Genomic DNA, 16,344 nt, shown 5'->3' on the forward strand with positions numbered 1-16,344 from the left:
AGCAACAAACCCAAATGAATACCAAAAGAGGTGATATTTTTAATTAAACATCACCTCTTTTTTGATTAGTTTACCGTGTCTCTTCTATCGAATGGACTTCGTTCCATGGCTTTTTCATACTCACTTTTCGGGCCACTCAAATACGTAGTTTTGACGAATTTTTCCCAATCATAAAACAGCGATGCTATTGGCTGGTCGGTAAGCTGTGAGGGATCCCCATTGCTCTTAATGAGATCAACAAACGCCTCTTCTCCCCATGAACGTTCAATAAACTCACCGACCGTATAGCCAAGTTCATAAACCGCCGAGCTACTGTTCGGCTTGTTGTATAAGTCCTGAGCCAGACCATCGAAACGGCGACTGATGGCATGTCTGTTACTCATGTGGAACCAATAATCTTCAGACTTATAGATAGCGATCGCTTCCCACAGCCATCTTGGATTGTTTGCAAAATTCGGATTCACTTGCAGAGTCAGCAAATGTACAAACTCATGTAGAGCGGTTTTATGAATTTCACCACCAAAATAGAGCAACCTAATCTCATTACTCTTAGGTTCGATATACCCCGTCGAGAACGCATATCGATATCCGATGCTTCTTTCTTGCTCGTCTAAATAGGCCTTTTGGTTTCGCCACACCCTAACGGTGACTGGCGGCATAGAACCAAGCTCGAACGTATTCATTAAGGGAGTGCGGTTAATCAATAAGGTATTATGAATGCTTGGGATAACGGAGGGCGACGTTCCATCGTAAAGAACATACTTGAACTGCCCCTTATCTGATTCATAGCAACCATCACATACTTGCTCACCACGGAACTGAAGCACGACAGCCACCACTAAAACCAGCACCGACGTAGTCAAAAACAAGAATGCAACGATAGACTTAGATGGGTATCTTTTCATTTTCGACATCCTCAAATTTGAACTTACCCGCCGAGGCGTCAGTCTATTAAATTAACGCCGAGAGCCTGCAAGCTATTTTCACACTGAACGGCATCGGTAAACTGGATAGCAGACATACCTACCGCTTTCGCTCCTTCAACGTTATAAGGCATATCATCGAGGAAGACGGTTTCTGAAGCCTTAAGTCCATAATTCGATAACAGCGCTTGGTAGATTTCAGGTTGTGGCTTAAGCATACCAAGTTCAGCAGATACTGCCGCACCATCAAACAATGCCCAAAATTGATAAGTATTTTTTAAGTATTCAACAATCTCGACCACATTGTCGGTAAGCGCATACACACCATAACCCGATCGCTTTACTCGCTCGATAAGTTCAACAGAACCGTGCAGTAAGATTTGCGTTTGCTTAACGTAATAAAACAGGCGATCGCACTCTAACGGGGATAAGTCGAGCTCTTGTTGATAACGAAGCTTGGCCTCACTTTCGGTCAAGAACCCTTTGTTCAAATCCATCCAAATCGTACTTTGAAAAATAGAACGAGCTCGAGACTCCAATTCTTCAGTATCACCAAAAGTAAGCCGGGCAATTTCCAGAGGTGCCCAACGCACAATGACATTGCCTACATCAAACACCACATTTTTGATTTCATTAGAACTCATACACACTCCCATTATCACCATGTCATTGATGAAAAATCGACACAAAGCGCCGCACATCAAGATTCATAGCGAACGTTTATAAATTAAAAGCCTTGGGTAGAATATACAATCAATAGAGTACAAAAAAGGCCATCATTACGACGGCCTTCTCAATATCAATAAACTAAGAAATAACTAACACAAATCAGCTTCTGAAGAGAATATGGTTGGTGCTTTAGAAGCGCAATACGCCTATACCTTTATTGTTCTTTTTCCATTGAAGTGGTGTTATTCCGTTCGATCGCTTAAACGCTCTTATAAATTGTGAGGCATCTGCGTATCCCAAGTGAAGTGCAATATCTGAGATCGAATAATCTTGCTCAGTCATAACGCGCTTGGCGAATTCAAAAGAAAGGGTCTCTTTAATGGTTCGAAAGGTCGTCCCCTCTTCACTAAGTGCCCTTTGGATTGTACGCTTACCAATCCGGTTTATCTGACCAAACATCACCAAATCTACATCGACTCGACCGATATAAGGAAGTAATGCTTGTGCCACCTTGAAGGTAGAAGTAGTAACCGTTGATACCGCTTTGATTGAGCAATCTCGAACAATGGGGTTATACGAAATGCACGTCTCAGTTTGACCTAAGTACTGTGGCGTTTCCGTTTGTATTCTCAACTCACTTAACGCACTCGCCGACACTGAAACTAAGTCGTAGCGAATCGGCTTATCAATATCAGTCTGTTGAGATTTAAAATAAGCGTGGCTATAAACGATCAAAAACAGCTCGGCTTCAATACCATTGAGCGAGCTATTAGATACTAGAAATGAAAGCTTTAATGACTGTGAAGAGGATTCGACGGACCATTGTTCAAACGGAAAAAGGGAAAGAAAACCTTGAGCTGAATAGTTAGAAAAATCGAGTTCGATAGCGGCACGTTGAGCACTGCCTAATAACGAAGAAACAAACACCTCAGATGGTAATACCTTCCTCAAACCCTCTAAGAACTGAATAAAAACATTAAACGAAACATATTGAGCAGGTGAAGTATCCATTGAGAATGGCATGCTCACTTGAACTACGAGCGCTTCTATCGCGGCGTGATATGGAGCTAATGACTTATCTTCTCGGACGTACTGCTGGAAATTACTCACAACACACTTCGCAATCAATGGTAATTCAAGCATCAGTTCACGATTCCTTTGTCTTGTTCAAAAAAGGTCAAATCCACAACTCAACCCAATATCAGCATCAATTTCTGCATCAATACAGTCTAAGTTCAGTGGCACAAAATGCACATTTTACTTTTCTAGCTTAGCTACTATTACCTCAAGTTAACAAGAGGTGCTTTAAGTTTTTAGCATTAAGGCGAAATCACAATTCAGGACGTAACGCTTTGATTACAAAGTATGACAGGGTTATCAATTTTAAATAACTCAACGATACCGTCAGGGTCTACTATTAAATCTAGGCATAAATATAAATGGACTTAAGCCAAAAATTGAGAGGTTTTCATGTTTAAAAAGATAACGTTAGTAGCAGCAAGCATTGCAATGAGTGTTGGTGTTGCACAGGCAAGTGTTGAGAGTAAGACCTGGCCTGCATCAGATAAGGCTAAAACATTTGTTCAAGACACCATTGTCATTGGTATGCTCGCGAGCCCTTATGGTGCAGGGTGGCAAGATGAGCAACAACTGTTGGATTACTTCCAAGATGCTCGTGATGCAGGTATCACAGGGCATGAATACACCATTACCGCTGCTGATCACAACTTTGATGACTTCTTGTTTCATCATCATAAACACCGCTCTGCGATGGCAAAACAACCTGACAATTTCATCATCGCGCATTCCAATAATGACATTGAGAAAGCGCACACCGAAGGCAAAACCGCCGTACTTTGGAACAGCCAAACTGCAACGATTTTGGAAGAAGATGTGACCAAAATGGCGATTCTAAAAGACATGGGCTTAAAAAGCATGATCTTGGCGTATAACGACATTTTCAGAACAGGTTCAGGTCAGTTAGCTGCATTTAACGGTAGAGATATTGGTCTAACCCCTTGGGGCGAGTCTGTTATTGATTCGATGGTCGAGTATCAGGTCATTCTCGACCTAAGTCACACAGGCTCAAAGACAGCAAATGACGCAATGGATTACATGGAAGAAAAGTATCCTGGAACCCCATTTGTTTACACGCACTCAGTGCCTGCTGGACTTTATAAGAGTGAGCCAGATGCAACGCCACAAGGTTGCTACCGTGCTATTCCTGACGATGAAGCGATACGCGCGGCTAAATCAGGTGGCTACGTTGCCCCAACCTTTACGGAATGGATGATGGACGGCGTTTGGCCTGAAGATATTTCTCCAGTGCAAGCTGCAGATATGATCGACTACTACGTAAAATTGGTAGGCGTTGACCACGTAGGTATCGCAACTGATGATATGTTCTCTACCGCAATGGTTGTGGATTTCGCAACCAAGAACGCGAAAATGTACGACGACGGCGGCTACATGATTGAGGCGTTCAACAAAGGCGCTACCGGTAATGGTGAACTGTCGAAGATCCTAGCCGCGATCACTGATGAACTGTGGAAACGCGGTTACAGCAACGATGATCTTGCTAAGATCTACGGTGGTAACAAGATGCGAGTGTACGCTCAAGTATCTGAGGGCGCTGACCCTGACGAGTTCCAAAAAGAGTATACAAAGCGTCTAAAAGTGCTCACCAAATTAAGAAATGAAAACTTAGCTATGTAGCTCGCAACCAACAAAGCTCAAACACTCGAAGCACGTCCTATTGGGCGTGCTTTTTTATTATCTACTTGCAGGTAACCTCGCCTTCACGCTTATCCAACCAAGAAAGAGAATAATGAAGCACCAAATAGTTTTCAGGTCTAATAATAAATGGAATAAATACATAAAAACTTGGAAAATAATTATATAATATGATTATGCTTCAAGAATCACACCAGTCAGTTAACTAACCTGATTATTCCTTATAACAAGACTTTTACTGGTCACCACTTCAATGAAATACCAGTCACTCTCGAATAATTTGTGATATCAAACTAGACAAAATTCCTGAGTACAACTTTTTGATACTTCCCACCTAATAAATTAACCTCTCGAAAGAAAATTTTTACTAAAAACCACCGTGAACTTAATTTTATGCCTCAAAACAATTATACTCATCGCGTACTAAAAATAGATAAACACTAAAAGCATTGAGTACAAGTTGTACAGATAACAACAAGTAAAGATCTCAGTTTTGGAAATTATCTAACTCATAGCAAATGTTGTAAATATTTGGAACCAGAGTCACAAGAGTAGGACCTCTTGAATTTATTATCAGGGATGCTGAAGAAAATAAAACAGGCATTGTTAGATGAATAATTCTGCAACGTATTTACTTGCTGCTTTACGAGAAAAAATCAAAGAGAAAGGGATTTGTTATTCCGACCTCTCTGCTGGGATGGCAATTCCTCTCTCAACCATTAAAAGGCAACTGCACAATACGTCTTTAGGGCTGGATAAAATACTTTCGTATGCCACCCATTTAGATACTGACTTGGTCGAACTATCTATGCGCGGTAAACAGCTACAGCAAGAGAACGAGCAGTTTATTACCGACATCAACAGTGAAATATTTAACCAATATCCATATTTGTTTGATTTCCTGTATCTATTACGACGCAAGGAATGGTCACCACAAGATATTGCCAATAAATACCAACTGAGCCATACGTCAGTCGCCATATATTTTCGTGCATTAGAAATGATGGATTATGTTGAATTGAAAGGTAATGACCAATACCGATTCAAAGATCAAGGTCGTTTTATTTTTGAAGAAGGTTCTAAGCTTGATACTTTATTCGCTAAACGTTTTCGAAATGAAGTTTTCAGCCATGATGTACGTCCCCCTATCTGTATGGGAAGCATTGCCATTACTGAAGAACAAGAAGAGAAACTGGCGAACGAAGTATACAACAAACTGATTGAGTTTGATGTGCAAAACAAGAACAGTGAAGGTAGAGAACGACTCAGGAATGTGTTGATGACCTATACACCAGGCAATCAGGTATTTCTTTCTGATACGATTCCAAATATTGATGGTGAATTATTAAAAGCCATATCGATGGCAAACGAACAATAATTAATTACTTGTTATTTAAGCAAGTTTAATAAATAAAGAAAAGACGCAAATAAGCGATCTTTTCTCATACCAATAAGTGAAATAAATAAGGCTGAATCTTCTTCACGAAACTCGGCAGGGCATGTCTCGACCTTTTTTCGCCTGATCAGATTCAAAAACCAATAAATGAAGGATATAACATGCAGTTTAAAACGTCTTTATGTGCGATTGCTGTCGGGGTTGCTCTAACACTAAGCGGATGCAACAGTAGCGATAATAGCTCGAATGTGGATGCTCCACTTAAAGCGACCGAATTCCACAACACCATCGATCGTGCTGGGGTACCAGTGGCATTACGTGATTTGCACGGCGGTCACCTGCGCTACATTCCGATGTTCGATAACGGCTCATGGCATGGTCATACGCTAGACACCAAAGGGGGTGAAATAACTCTAGGTGGTACAGCACTGCTGACCGAAGAATACGTGTCATTCATGGCCGCACGTTTTGACCGTTTGGCCCTAACTGTCGACGGCCAGCCAATGCCGCTAGAACTGACAAAAGCATACTCACAACCAGGTGCGTTGATCCAAACGTATACTGGCGATAACGGTATTCAAGCCGAGCTAGAAATGCGTTTTGTGACTAATCGAACTTCTCTTGTGAAAACCACCATCAAGAACCCAAATAAGCTGGATATTCAAGGCGAATGGGATGGTGAATTGATGCAAAACTATCGTGCAGACGATGGCACGGCATACAAGAATGAAGACAGCACAGTCCGTAGTGTTGAAGAAGCTTACCCAACGTACTCTCGTGAAATTGCAGCAACAGACAGCGGTGTAGAAGTCTCTTTTGGCGCAGTTCGTGATTCCTGGTCATTGTTGACGTCTGGCGATTCAAAATTCGAAGTAACGCGCTCTATCAAACCAGAAACTTCTACCATCAATGATGACAAGAAAGGTTTCGTGCAAACGGCCTCTCTAGGTGATGGCGAAGAGATCACCTTATACACGGCTTACACTCACGTTCAAAACACCAAAGAGCAAGTGTCTGAGTTTGCAAAACTGAATAAGGTGATGGCCGATCCAAAAGGTTACATGCACGATTCAGCAATGCGTTGGGAAGAATACCTAGAAAACGGTCTCACCAACGATGCGGCTTCAAAAGAGCATGAGTTCGTTGCAGTAAAAGCAATGGAAACATTGAACGCGAACTGGCGTGGTGCTGCGGGGGCGATTGACCATGACACGGTAACCCCTTCCGTTACGGCACCTTACTTCTCGGGCAACATGACGTGGCCGTGGGATACGTGGAAACAAGCTTACGCAATGTCACACTTCAACCCAGATGTAGCGATGGAAAACATTCGTACTGTATTCCAATACCAAGTGCAGTCTGATGATCCAGTCCGCCCTTGGGATGAAGGCTACCTACTTGATGTCGTGACTTACAACCTACCAGCAGAACGTTGGGAAGGCATGTCTGCGGAATACAAAAAAGTCTTCCCTCAAGCAACCGATGGCCTGAACTGGAATGAACGAAATACCAAACCATCACTAGCAGCATGGGCGGTATGGGAGGTGTATACCGCTCTGAAAGACGAACATAATCGTCCAGAAGAAGCGCAAAGATGGCTGGAAGAAATGTATCCGAAGCTAGTGGCGTTCCACGATTGGTGGTTACGCGCTCGTGATACCAACAAGAACGGAATTCCGGAATATGGCGCAGCGAAAGATCCAATCCATACCGTTTTCGAAGATGATGTGAATAACGGTTCTTGGGGACCAGATGCGTCTGTAGACGACATGAAGTTCCAATATAAAGACGAAGCGAATGGCGATACGTGGATCAAAGAAACGAGTATCGAGAAGTACAATGAATTACTGACTTCTGGTGATTACACAGCAATGAGTATCCCAGCGAAAGTCGCAGCCGGTTGGGAATCGGGTCGTGACAACGCGGGCGTGTTCGGTTTTATCGACACTATCGACAACCTACAAGGATTAACTGAACAACCGACTCAAGAAAAAGCCGAAGTGATAGACCAAATGGGTCGTTACGCTCATGACACTAATGGTTTCGACAATACGTATGACATCGCTATGGGCACAGACGGTTCAATGGTGACTTACCTCGATGATTCAGTTGAGAACATGAACAAGCTGGCTCAGGCGAAGAAAGATTGGGAAGTGAAGTTCAACGAGAACACGGATGATTCAGACAGCTTATCTGGTTACTCATTGATGCAAGAGTCGGTAGATCAAGCGTCTTACTGGTACTCAGACAACCTATACCTATCTCAAATCGCCGACGTATTGGGTAAAGCCGACAAAGCCGCTGAGTTTGCAGAAAAGGCGGCCGACACCAAAGAGTACATCAACCGTTGTATGTACGATGAGTCAACAGGCTTCTACTACGATATCGAAGTGGTACCCAATGGACTCCCTAACCAATGTGCAGGTCCGGTATTGGTGAAGCGCGGTATGGGACCTGAAGGTTGGTCACCACTATTCAACAACGCAGCGACGCAAGAACACGCAGACAAAGTTGTGGAGAACATGCTAAATACCAACAAGTTTAACTCACCTAAGATTCCGCTAGGTACGGCATCAATGGACAACCCAGCTTACGGCCCAGATATTTACTGGCGTGGTCGCGTGTGGCTAGATCAGTTCTACTTTGGTGTGCGCGGTATGGACAACTATGGATACGGTGTAGAAGCGCGTCAAATGGTCGACAAGCTATTCCAAAATGCGCAAGGCCTAACAGAGGCTACCCCGATTCAGGAAAACTACAACCCAGAAACAGGTGAGGTTCAGGGCGCGAATAACTTCTCTTGGAGTGCAGCGCACCTTTACATGTTGTACAACGGCTTCGTGGGTAAATAGAAGCCACACTCATTAGATATTAGGCGTTGTAGATGATCCCCCTAGCATCTGCAACTGCTTAACCCTCTTCAAGTTAGATTCAAAAGTCACAGTAAATGCTGTGGCTTTTTTATATCTGCTTACACGTAAGTTCGCCTTCACGCTTATCTAACCAAGAAAGAGAATAAAGTCACACACCCAGAAGTAATGCTCGAACTTGCCCTTCAAAACACCCTATTTCCCATCATCTAATTGGCCTTCTATGTTAGAATTATCGACTAGTTCGGAATGCGCTGAGTATCTGATTTAGTTAACTATAATTTAATCACCATGAGTGCTTTTTTAAGTTTTTAGAATGAAAAAATATGAATTAGTTGTTCAAGATATTGTGAGCAAAATTTGCCAAAACAGTATCAGCCATAAGCTTCCTGCAGAACGAGAACTGTCTGAAATATATGGATTATCTCGTTTCACGATTCGTAAAGCACTAGCCAAGCTAGAGGCTATTGGCATGGTGAAATCTAAGGTGGGGTCTGGTTACTTCGTCAACACTTCTCTCATTGGTACACCACTGGTGTACAACTCCATTACTGAAAACAGTTTTGAAGAGATCTCTTATAAAAAGCTCCAGTTGAATAAAGCGCTACCCGATAACCACGAACAGCAGATTTTTTCTTTAGACGACAATGACTACATCTGGAAAATTAGACGGCTTCGATTGATTAACAACAAAGTAGTTCAGATAGAAGAAGCCAAGATCCCTGTTAGTATTTTCCCAGAGATGAATGCCGAGATCATTGAAAGCTCAATCCAGAAACATGCGCTAGCGAAAGGCCTTCAGATCGATAGCTACTTAACGACGTATCAAGCGATCAACGTTTCTAAAGAAGATGCAGAGTTGCTCGGCTGCAAAAAAAATGCGGCGGCGATGAATATCACCAACCGAGGTTTCTTAGCATCGGGGGAGCTGTTCATCGTCAGCGATATCATCGACATCAACTACCAATGCACCTACCACACGCCTTTTAACAGTGAGAGCATGAGCTTCCGAGACAAAAAGTAACGGTTTGATTTGTATTGAGCCACTTTGTCTTCCCACGTTTAATTTCTCTAGTTTCCGTATCCCTCAAAAAAAACAACCCGCACAGTGGCGGGTTGTCAGTAGAATTGAATCAACTGATATTAGAATTCGTAGTACAAACGTACGCGAGCACCAAAATCATCATCTTCAGAGAACGCAGACGTATTGGTCGTTTCGTTGTCGACCGTCGTGTAGTAAGTACCAAGAAGCACAGAGAAGTCTTGTACTTCAAGTACATTCTGGAACTCATAAGATGCGTAACCCGTGTTAACCGTCACATCGCCTTTTGCCCATGTGGAATCATATTCGTTCGCACCGTAGATGTAACCGATACCGAAGTTGTTATAAAGCGCGTTCAAACCCGCGGTTGCATTAGTTTCATCGACAGCATCTAAGTAAGCAAAGTTAGCGTTAACGCTCCAAGAATCATTAGACCAATTACCTGTTAGACCGTAGCCAGTTCGGTCAGAGATATCTTTACCCTAGGTATCGACAACAGCATCGCTGACTAAGTTAGTTTCCATTGAGGCTGCAACAGTAAAGTCACCCATTTTATATGACACAACCGGGCGAATAAGGAAGGCATCTTTGGCGTTATCGTGGTCTACTTCCACACCATGGTAGCTATCAGAGAACAAGTCAGAGCGGTCACCGATCATCGTACCAACCTCGACATACAGATCCCCAAAACTTTGGCTATACATCAACTGACCATCAGAACCACGACCGCGAGCTTCTTTCATCTGATACACATAAGCGCTGCCACCCGTATAAAGTTCATTTGAGGTATCACCTGAATACTCTAGGAAAACATCGAGGCCGACAGGGAACATATCGTAGGCTTCAAAACGACCCGCTTTAATCGCCCACCCGTCTTTTTTGCCGAACTCAAAGTAGGCGTCATCGAGTGCGACATTGCCTGTGCTTTCAAATAGAGGCTGCGCTTTAACCCCAACATAGTGACCATTACTGGTGTACTTTTCACCAGCGAACTCAATCAGAACTCGACCATCTTGGTTGAACTCTGCGTCACCGTTATCATTCGATTCTCTATCTTGGTAGTTGAAGTTCAGCTCCACGTTACCACCGACAGAGAAGTTACCTTCTTCTGTATCAACAATGGCAATGCCTGCATGAGCTCCCATTGCAGAAGAAACTAAAACAGTAGCTAAAGACAGCTTGAATGTGCTTTTCATATAAACCCTAATATTATTTTATTGTTATTAGTTGCATAGCAACTTTTTGAACTTCAAGTTGAAATATATGGACAGTATTCGACTCGATTTCTAGGGCGTATATTTACTAATTAACTCCTCACTCACAATATTATCCACCTGGAATTGCAGACCTAAATCACTGTTTTATATTTATAAAAACATCCTTTAAATTCAATACTTTAAATATAAATCGTAAAATTAAAAACTAAAATAATCTCTATTGCACAATACAGGTTAAATAACAGTCAAAACTTGGGTGGTTTTATAGCAATACGCTAAACCACTTAATTTAGATTATATTAAACTGTTTTAATAACCATCATATTTTTTATTGGGATTTAAATTAACCAAAGGTTAATGAAGCAGTATTTAAAATATTAACAGTGATAATTAATGTACATCATTACTTTTTATGAGCCATTTAAATAAAATTAGTCCATATCGAAAAGACAAACTTTGAAAGTAGGTAAACTAATTTCTGAACTTATAGTGGAACGTTTTCCATTAAAGTCAGCCTGTTATTACTGAACTATTTAAAGTCAGTTAATTGGAGGTATGTGAGAGGTAATACTAATAGTTTGGATATGAAAATTCTGATTACTTGCTGATTGATTAACTAGTGAAGCAACAGCAACAAATTGAGAACGAAGACTGACAAAGAAGCTAAAACGAACAGTAAGTTTCAGACAAAAAAATGGCCGCTATCTGCGGCCATTTGGGTTAACTCAATGAGTTATGGAGTGTGAATCGCGCCATCAGGAAGGCGACTTTGAGTCCACTCGTGGGGGCGATACATAACAGGGAACTCGGCTGCAACCTCTCGGTCGATTTCAACACCAATACCTGCGATTTCAGAAGCGTATAAGTAGCCATTAATTGGCTCTGCAGCGTTCGGGAATACCTTGTGCGTATTCTCGTTGTACTCAACATGTTCTTGAATGGCGGCATTGTGTAAATGCACATTCAAATGCGTGTTTACCGCTGCACCAATTGGCGTCATATCTGGCGGGCAATGCCATGCAATACGAACACCGAAGTTCTGGCATAGATGGCCTAGTTTCAGGGCTGGGGTAATGCCACCAATCTGTGAAACATGGCAACGAATGAAATCAATGCGACGGTTAGCAATCAATGATTTCCACTCTTCAGGGTTATTAAATAGCTCTCCTAAACCTAATGAAACTGAGCTTTGGCTACGAATATTATCCAACCATTCCGTTTGGTTTGGCGGCAGAATATCTTCAATGAAGTAAGGCTTATATTGCTCGACTTCTTTGGCAAATTGTATCGCTTGGTTCGGGAATAGGCGCTCATGAACATCATGAAGAATATGGAATTGGTTACCATATTTCTCTCTCAGCGACTTAAACATCGTTAAAGTATTGTCCATGTACTGATCTTGGTCGTAGTACGAACCTTCAGTCGGGTTTTGAGTGGTATGCAAATCCGTTGGAACGCCGCCATAGAAACCAAGCTGACAACGAATGTGCTTGTAGCCTTTGTCTAGGAAAGATTCCACCAGCTCATAAATGCCTTCCATCGTGTCGCTCGTCGCGTGTGTGTATACAGGAATAGCATCACGAGACTTACCACCAAATAATTGATGTAACGGCATGCCCGCCAATTTGGCTTTGATATCCCACAGTGCCATATCAACACCGGAAATTGCATTATTGATAACAGGGCCATTTCGCCAATAAGCGTTGACCATCATCATTTGCCATAAGTCTTCAATATTATTGGCGTTTTTACCAATAAGAATAGGCTTTAAATATTCATCGACCATTGTTTTTACAGCAAGCGGTCTTTGTTGGAATGTCGCACAACCAAACCCAGTCACGCCTTCATTCGTTTCAACTACCACGGTAATGAGATTGTGTCTGTCTGGTTTAGTAATAATACAATGGATATCAGATATAATAGTTTCTTTCACAATTAAATAACCTAAACTTAAGTCAACTCCTATTATCTAACCGCTTTAAAAACCACATTTCAAGCGCTAATTTTGCGTAAAAATAATTGGTACGTTAAGTGATTTTTTTTTGATAAACAAAACATACCAATTGGCCAAAAATGGTGAAAAAATAATTTTTCGGTTTTTAAGTGTGATTGAGATCTCTTTTTACTCCATTGGATTTAAATTGGTTGTCGTTATGATTGCTCGAGTTAAATATATTCCAATAACAGGTGTAGTATGCAAATGGTAGAAAAGAGTGATGCCGTTATTAATAACTCGAAGTCATCATCGAAGAAGAAAAATTTCAAAGAAAATATACAGTTATTAATCACTGCACTTGGTGGTGAAGACAATATCGTGAGTATCACGCACTGTATGACAAGGCTGAGATTTAAATTAGCCGACGAGTCGCTGGTAGACGAAGAAGCAATCAAGCAGATCGCAGATGTGAAAGGTGTGGTACTTCAACAGGGCCAAACTCAAGTCATCATCGGTGTTGAGGTAGAAAAGTGGTTCAACGCGCTATCAAACACTCAACAAGCTGACGCAACTCCGGCTGATGAGCTAGAGAAAGGTAAGCTGTTCCAAGGCGTGATGCGCATTGTCGCAGGCATCTTTGGTCCGGTTGTACCCGCAATCGCTGGCGCGGGTATGTTGATGGGCCTGTTGTCTGGTCTTATTGCAACCAATGTTATCTCTGAAACCTCAGACACCGTTTACTTCTTCCGTTCTATCTCTGTTGCTGTGTTCTTCTTCTTACCTATGCTGGTTTCTTTCTCTGCAGCTAAGGTATTCAAAGTAAACGAATACATTGCGCTTGCTGTCTCTTCTGCAATGCTAGCGCCTTTGCTCGTTGATAAAGCAACAATGCTAAAAGACGCAGGCGCTGCTCCTGAGCTGACGGTCCTTGGCGTGGTTCCGATTGAGCTGCTCAACTACGGCGGCGCTATCGTACCTGCGATTCTAGCGATCTGGTTATTGTCTAAAGTGACTCCGTTAGTTGACCGTCTAGTTCCTTCTTCTGCGAAGCCTGTATTTACACCACTGCTTGCCTTTACGGTAACTTCGACCATCACGCTATCATTTGTTGGCCCTGCTGGTATCTGGCTAAGTAATGGCGCAGGTTGGGTAATGAGCTCACTACTGGAAATCTCTCCGACGTTAACCGGCTTTGTTTTTGGTCTAACTCGCCCGATCACCATCGTATTTGGTATCCACCACAGCATGACGCCAATCAGCCTGAACAACTTCGCACTGTATGGTAAGGATCTACTTATGCCAATCATGTGTTTGGGTAACATGGCAATTGCTGGCGCGACAATGGCTATCTGGCACAAGCAACGTAAAACGGTTTCTAAAGAGCAATCTTCAATTACGATGGGCTCAAGTGTTACCGCTATCTTAGGCATCACGGAGCCGGCTCTATTTGGTGTCCTCACTAAATACACCAAAGCGATGATGACCGCGAGTTTGGCTGCAGGTGTGTTCGGTGCTATCTCGGTAACAATCGATACGCACTTAACAAGCTACATTCTTTCTTCTGTATTCAGCTTGCCAGCTTACCTTGCAGGCGGTACGCAAAACTTCATTCAAGCACTGATGGGCGTGGTGGGTGTATTTGCACTGTCTTTCGTCCTAACGATGTTGTTCGTAAAACTAGACAACAAGTAATCGGCTAGTCTCACTCCCGTAAGATTAGAATCGAAAAAGCATGACCATATCTCGTTATGGTCATGCTTTCTTCAATACGAACAAACCCAACCTTTCTTTTCTAAGGCTATATTATGACCCACATCGCAATCATCGGTGAGTGCATGATTGAACTGAATGGGGCTCCATTTGGCAACATGCAACAAAGCTATGGTGGAGACACATTAAACGCGGCAATCTACTTGAACCGCAGCGCTGCGGTTAGCAATCCCATGAGCTGCAATAACACTACGAATCCAGCGATACGAACAAGCTATGTCTCGGCGCTTGGCTCTGACGCTATCAGCCAAGAGATGCTTAACCGATGGCAAGATGAAGGACTATCAACCGAGTTCGTGCTTATTGACAAGCAACGTTCACCCGGCCTCTATCTTATTCAACTCGACGATGTTGGTGAGCGCACCTTCCTATATTGGCGCAACGATTCGGCGGCTCACTACATGGTACAGCACCCCGATTTCGATAAGATAGCCAACCAACTTCGTGATGTTGATATGGTGTTTCTGAGTGGCATTTCCCTCGCGATACTGCCACACAGCGATCAGCTAAAGTTGCTCACTATCATAGAAGGCCTGCGTGAACGTGGCGTTACCATCGCCTTTGATAGTAACTATCGACCAAAGTTGTGGAGCTCAGAGGCCGCAACGAAAGAATGCTATCTATTGGGCTATAAAACGACCGATATAGCCCTAGTCACGTTTGATGATGAGCAACTGTTGTGGAGCGATCAAACACCACAAGACACCATAACGAGGCTGCATGGACTCGGTGTCAAAACCGTTGTTGTCAAGCTTGGTGCTGAAGGCTGCTTGATCAGCGAAAGCCCCGTAAATGAGCCCGTAAAAATCACAACGACGCCTGTCGAGACTGTGGTGGATAGCACCTCTGCTGGCGACTCTTTTAACGGCGGCTTTTTATCTTGCTATCTCGCTGGTGGTTCTATTGAAGAAGCCTGCCACCAAGGTAATGCATTAGCCAGATTGGTGATTCAACATCATGGCGCAATCATCCCAAAATCCATCACCGACACTCTTTCAAACTGATATTAAGAAGTACACATGCCTACAATTAACGAACAGCTAAACGCACTTAAAGTTATCCCTGTTATCGCCATTGATAACGCAGAGGATATTATCCCTCTAGGCAAAGTATTGGCTGAGAATGGGCTTCCCGCCGCTGAAATTACGTTCCGTTCAGACGCCGCTGTTGAAGCTATCCGACTGCTTCGAGAAGCTCAGCCTGACATGCTGATCGGCGCGGGCACCATCTTGAACCGTGAGCAAGCACTCGCAGCAAAAGAAGCGGGCGCAACGTTTGTGGTTTCACCGGGCTTTAATCCGAACACAGTTAAAGCATGCCAAGAGATCGGCATCGATATTATTCCAGGTGTGAACAATCCAAGCACCGTTGAAGCGGCATTAGAGATGGGCTTAACAACCTTGAAGTTCTTCCCAGCAGAAGCATCTGGCGGGATCAGCATGGTTAAATCACTCGTTGGCCCATACGGCGACATTAGACTGATGCCAACTGGCGGTATCACGCCATCAAACATCGATAACTACTTAGCAGTGCCTCAAGTATTAGCCTGCGGTGGCACATGGATGGTAGACAAGAAGCTGGTTACAAACGGTGAGTGGGACGAAATCGCAAGCCTAACACGCGAGATTGTTGAGCAAGTGAATCGTTAAGCGATACCGTTCTAGAAAGGACAAACTCCCTTGATTCCATAGCAACGAAGCCACAGCAAAACTGAACTGACCCCCAATAGTTGGACACCAATTATTGGGGGTCTTTTTATGTCCAAATATAGCCGTGAGCTAAAATGTA

Annotated in this window: 11 protein-coding genes and 1 pseudogene; 7 read left to right on the forward strand and 5 right to left on the reverse strand. The window is 43.0% G+C overall.

Annotated features, from left to right (window positions below; translation table 11 throughout):
• Window positions 1–65: 65 nt before the first annotated feature.
• From MSG38_RS15785 to MSG38_RS15795, 3 genes are all read right to left on the reverse strand, one after another.
• Window positions 66–905, reverse strand: a complete 840-nt coding sequence (locus tag MSG38_RS15785) for a hypothetical protein (RefSeq protein ID WP_086968906.1) — start codon at window positions 903–905, stop codon at window positions 66–68.
• A 38-nt stretch (window positions 906–943) separates the two neighbouring features.
• The gene (locus MSG38_RS15790; RefSeq protein ID WP_050052608.1) at window positions 944–1,567 is read right to left on the reverse strand and encodes an HAD family phosphatase; all 624 of its coding nucleotides are present in this window, start codon (window positions 1,565–1,567) and stop codon (window positions 944–946) included.
• Between the two features lie 214 nt (window positions 1,568–1,781).
• Window positions 1,782–2,735, reverse strand: coding sequence for a helix-turn-helix domain-containing protein (locus MSG38_RS15795; protein WP_248402193.1), 954 nt, complete (start codon window positions 2,733–2,735; stop codon window positions 1,782–1,784).
• Window positions 2,736–3,062: 327 nt separating this feature from the next.
• On the opposite strand from MSG38_RS15795, the gene MSG38_RS15800 reads away from it, so the two are divergent.
• From MSG38_RS15800 to MSG38_RS15815, 4 genes are all read left to right on the forward strand, one after another.
• A complete protein-coding gene (locus tag MSG38_RS15800) occupies window positions 3,063–4,307 on the forward strand; it encodes a membrane dipeptidase (RefSeq protein WP_248402194.1) in 1,245 nt (414 codons plus the stop codon).
• Between the two features lie 628 nt (window positions 4,308–4,935).
• The gene (locus tag MSG38_RS15805) at window positions 4,936–5,703 is read left to right on the forward strand and encodes a transcriptional regulator (RefSeq protein WP_248402195.1); all 768 of its coding nucleotides are present in this window, start codon (window positions 4,936–4,938) and stop codon (window positions 5,701–5,703) included.
• 179 nt (window positions 5,704–5,882) lie between these two features.
• Complete coding sequence (gene ygjK / locus MSG38_RS15810) at window positions 5,883–8,573, forward strand: alpha-glucosidase (RefSeq protein WP_248402196.1); 2,691 nt, start codon at window positions 5,883–5,885, stop codon at window positions 8,571–8,573.
• A gap of 334 nt (window positions 8,574–8,907) precedes the next feature.
• On the forward strand, window positions 8,908–9,615 hold the full coding sequence (locus MSG38_RS15815) for a GntR family transcriptional regulator (RefSeq protein WP_019819915.1): 708 nt from the start codon (window positions 8,908–8,910) through the stop codon (window positions 9,613–9,615).
• Window positions 9,616–9,734: 119 nt separating this feature from the next.
• Here MSG38_RS15815 and MSG38_RS15820 read toward each other — a convergent pair.
• A pseudogene (locus MSG38_RS15820) lies at window positions 9,735–10,829 on the reverse strand (carbohydrate porin).
• 754 nt (window positions 10,830–11,583) lie between these two features.
• On the reverse strand, window positions 11,584–12,783 hold the full coding sequence (locus MSG38_RS15825; RefSeq protein WP_004732372.1) for an enolase C-terminal domain-like protein: 1,200 nt from the start codon (window positions 12,781–12,783) through the stop codon (window positions 11,584–11,586).
• 261 nt (window positions 12,784–13,044) lie between these two features.
• Between MSG38_RS15825 and MSG38_RS15830 the strand changes: the two genes are divergently transcribed.
• From MSG38_RS15830 to MSG38_RS15840, 3 genes are all read left to right on the forward strand, one after another.
• The gene (locus tag MSG38_RS15830) at window positions 13,045–14,478 is read left to right on the forward strand and encodes a PTS transporter subunit EIIC (RefSeq protein ID WP_017065207.1); all 1,434 of its coding nucleotides are present in this window, start codon (window positions 13,045–13,047) and stop codon (window positions 14,476–14,478) included.
• Window positions 14,479–14,591: 113 nt separating this feature from the next.
• On the forward strand, window positions 14,592–15,560 hold the full coding sequence (locus MSG38_RS15835; RefSeq protein WP_248402197.1) for a sugar kinase: 969 nt from the start codon (window positions 14,592–14,594) through the stop codon (window positions 15,558–15,560).
• A gap of 15 nt (window positions 15,561–15,575) precedes the next feature.
• Window positions 15,576–16,205: a bifunctional 4-hydroxy-2-oxoglutarate aldolase/2-dehydro-3-deoxy-phosphogluconate aldolase gene (locus MSG38_RS15840; protein ID WP_248402198.1), complete on the forward strand. Its 630-nt coding sequence runs from the start codon at window positions 15,576–15,578 to the stop codon at window positions 16,203–16,205.
• Window positions 16,206–16,344 lie beyond the last annotated feature (139 nt).

Origin of the sequence: Vibrio sp. 1CM24A (genome assembly GCF_023161725.1) — a bacterium.
Lineage (GTDB): Bacteria > Pseudomonadota > Gammaproteobacteria > Enterobacterales > Vibrionaceae > Vibrio > Vibrio coralliirubri.

Coding starts and splice junctions, on each gene's coding strand:
- MSG38_RS15800 (WP_248402194.1), top strand. CDS start 3,063: ATGTTTAAAAAGATAACGTTAGTAGCAGCAAGCATTGCAATGAGTGTT.
- MSG38_RS15795 (WP_248402193.1), bottom strand. CDS start 2,735: ATGCTTGAATTACCATTGATTGCGAAGTGTGTTGTGAGTAATTTCCAG.
- MSG38_RS15785 (WP_086968906.1), bottom strand. CDS start 905: ATGAAAAGATACCCATCTAAGTCTATCGTTGCATTCTTGTTTTTGACT.
- MSG38_RS15835 (WP_248402197.1), top strand. CDS start 14,592: ATGACCCACATCGCAATCATCGGTGAGTGCATGATTGAACTGAATGGG.
- MSG38_RS15840 (WP_248402198.1), top strand. CDS start 15,576: ATGCCTACAATTAACGAACAGCTAAACGCACTTAAAGTTATCCCTGTT.
- MSG38_RS15805 (WP_248402195.1), top strand. CDS start 4,936: ATGAATAATTCTGCAACGTATTTACTTGCTGCTTTACGAGAAAAAATC.
- MSG38_RS15815 (WP_019819915.1), top strand. CDS start 8,908: ATGAAAAAATATGAATTAGTTGTTCAAGATATTGTGAGCAAAATTTGC.
- ygjK (WP_248402196.1), top strand. CDS start 5,883: ATGCAGTTTAAAACGTCTTTATGTGCGATTGCTGTCGGGGTTGCTCTA.
- MSG38_RS15790 (WP_050052608.1), bottom strand. CDS start 1,567: ATGAGTTCTAATGAAATCAAAAATGTGGTGTTTGATGTAGGCAATGTC.
- MSG38_RS15830 (WP_017065207.1), top strand. CDS start 13,045: ATGCAAATGGTAGAAAAGAGTGATGCCGTTATTAATAACTCGAAGTCA.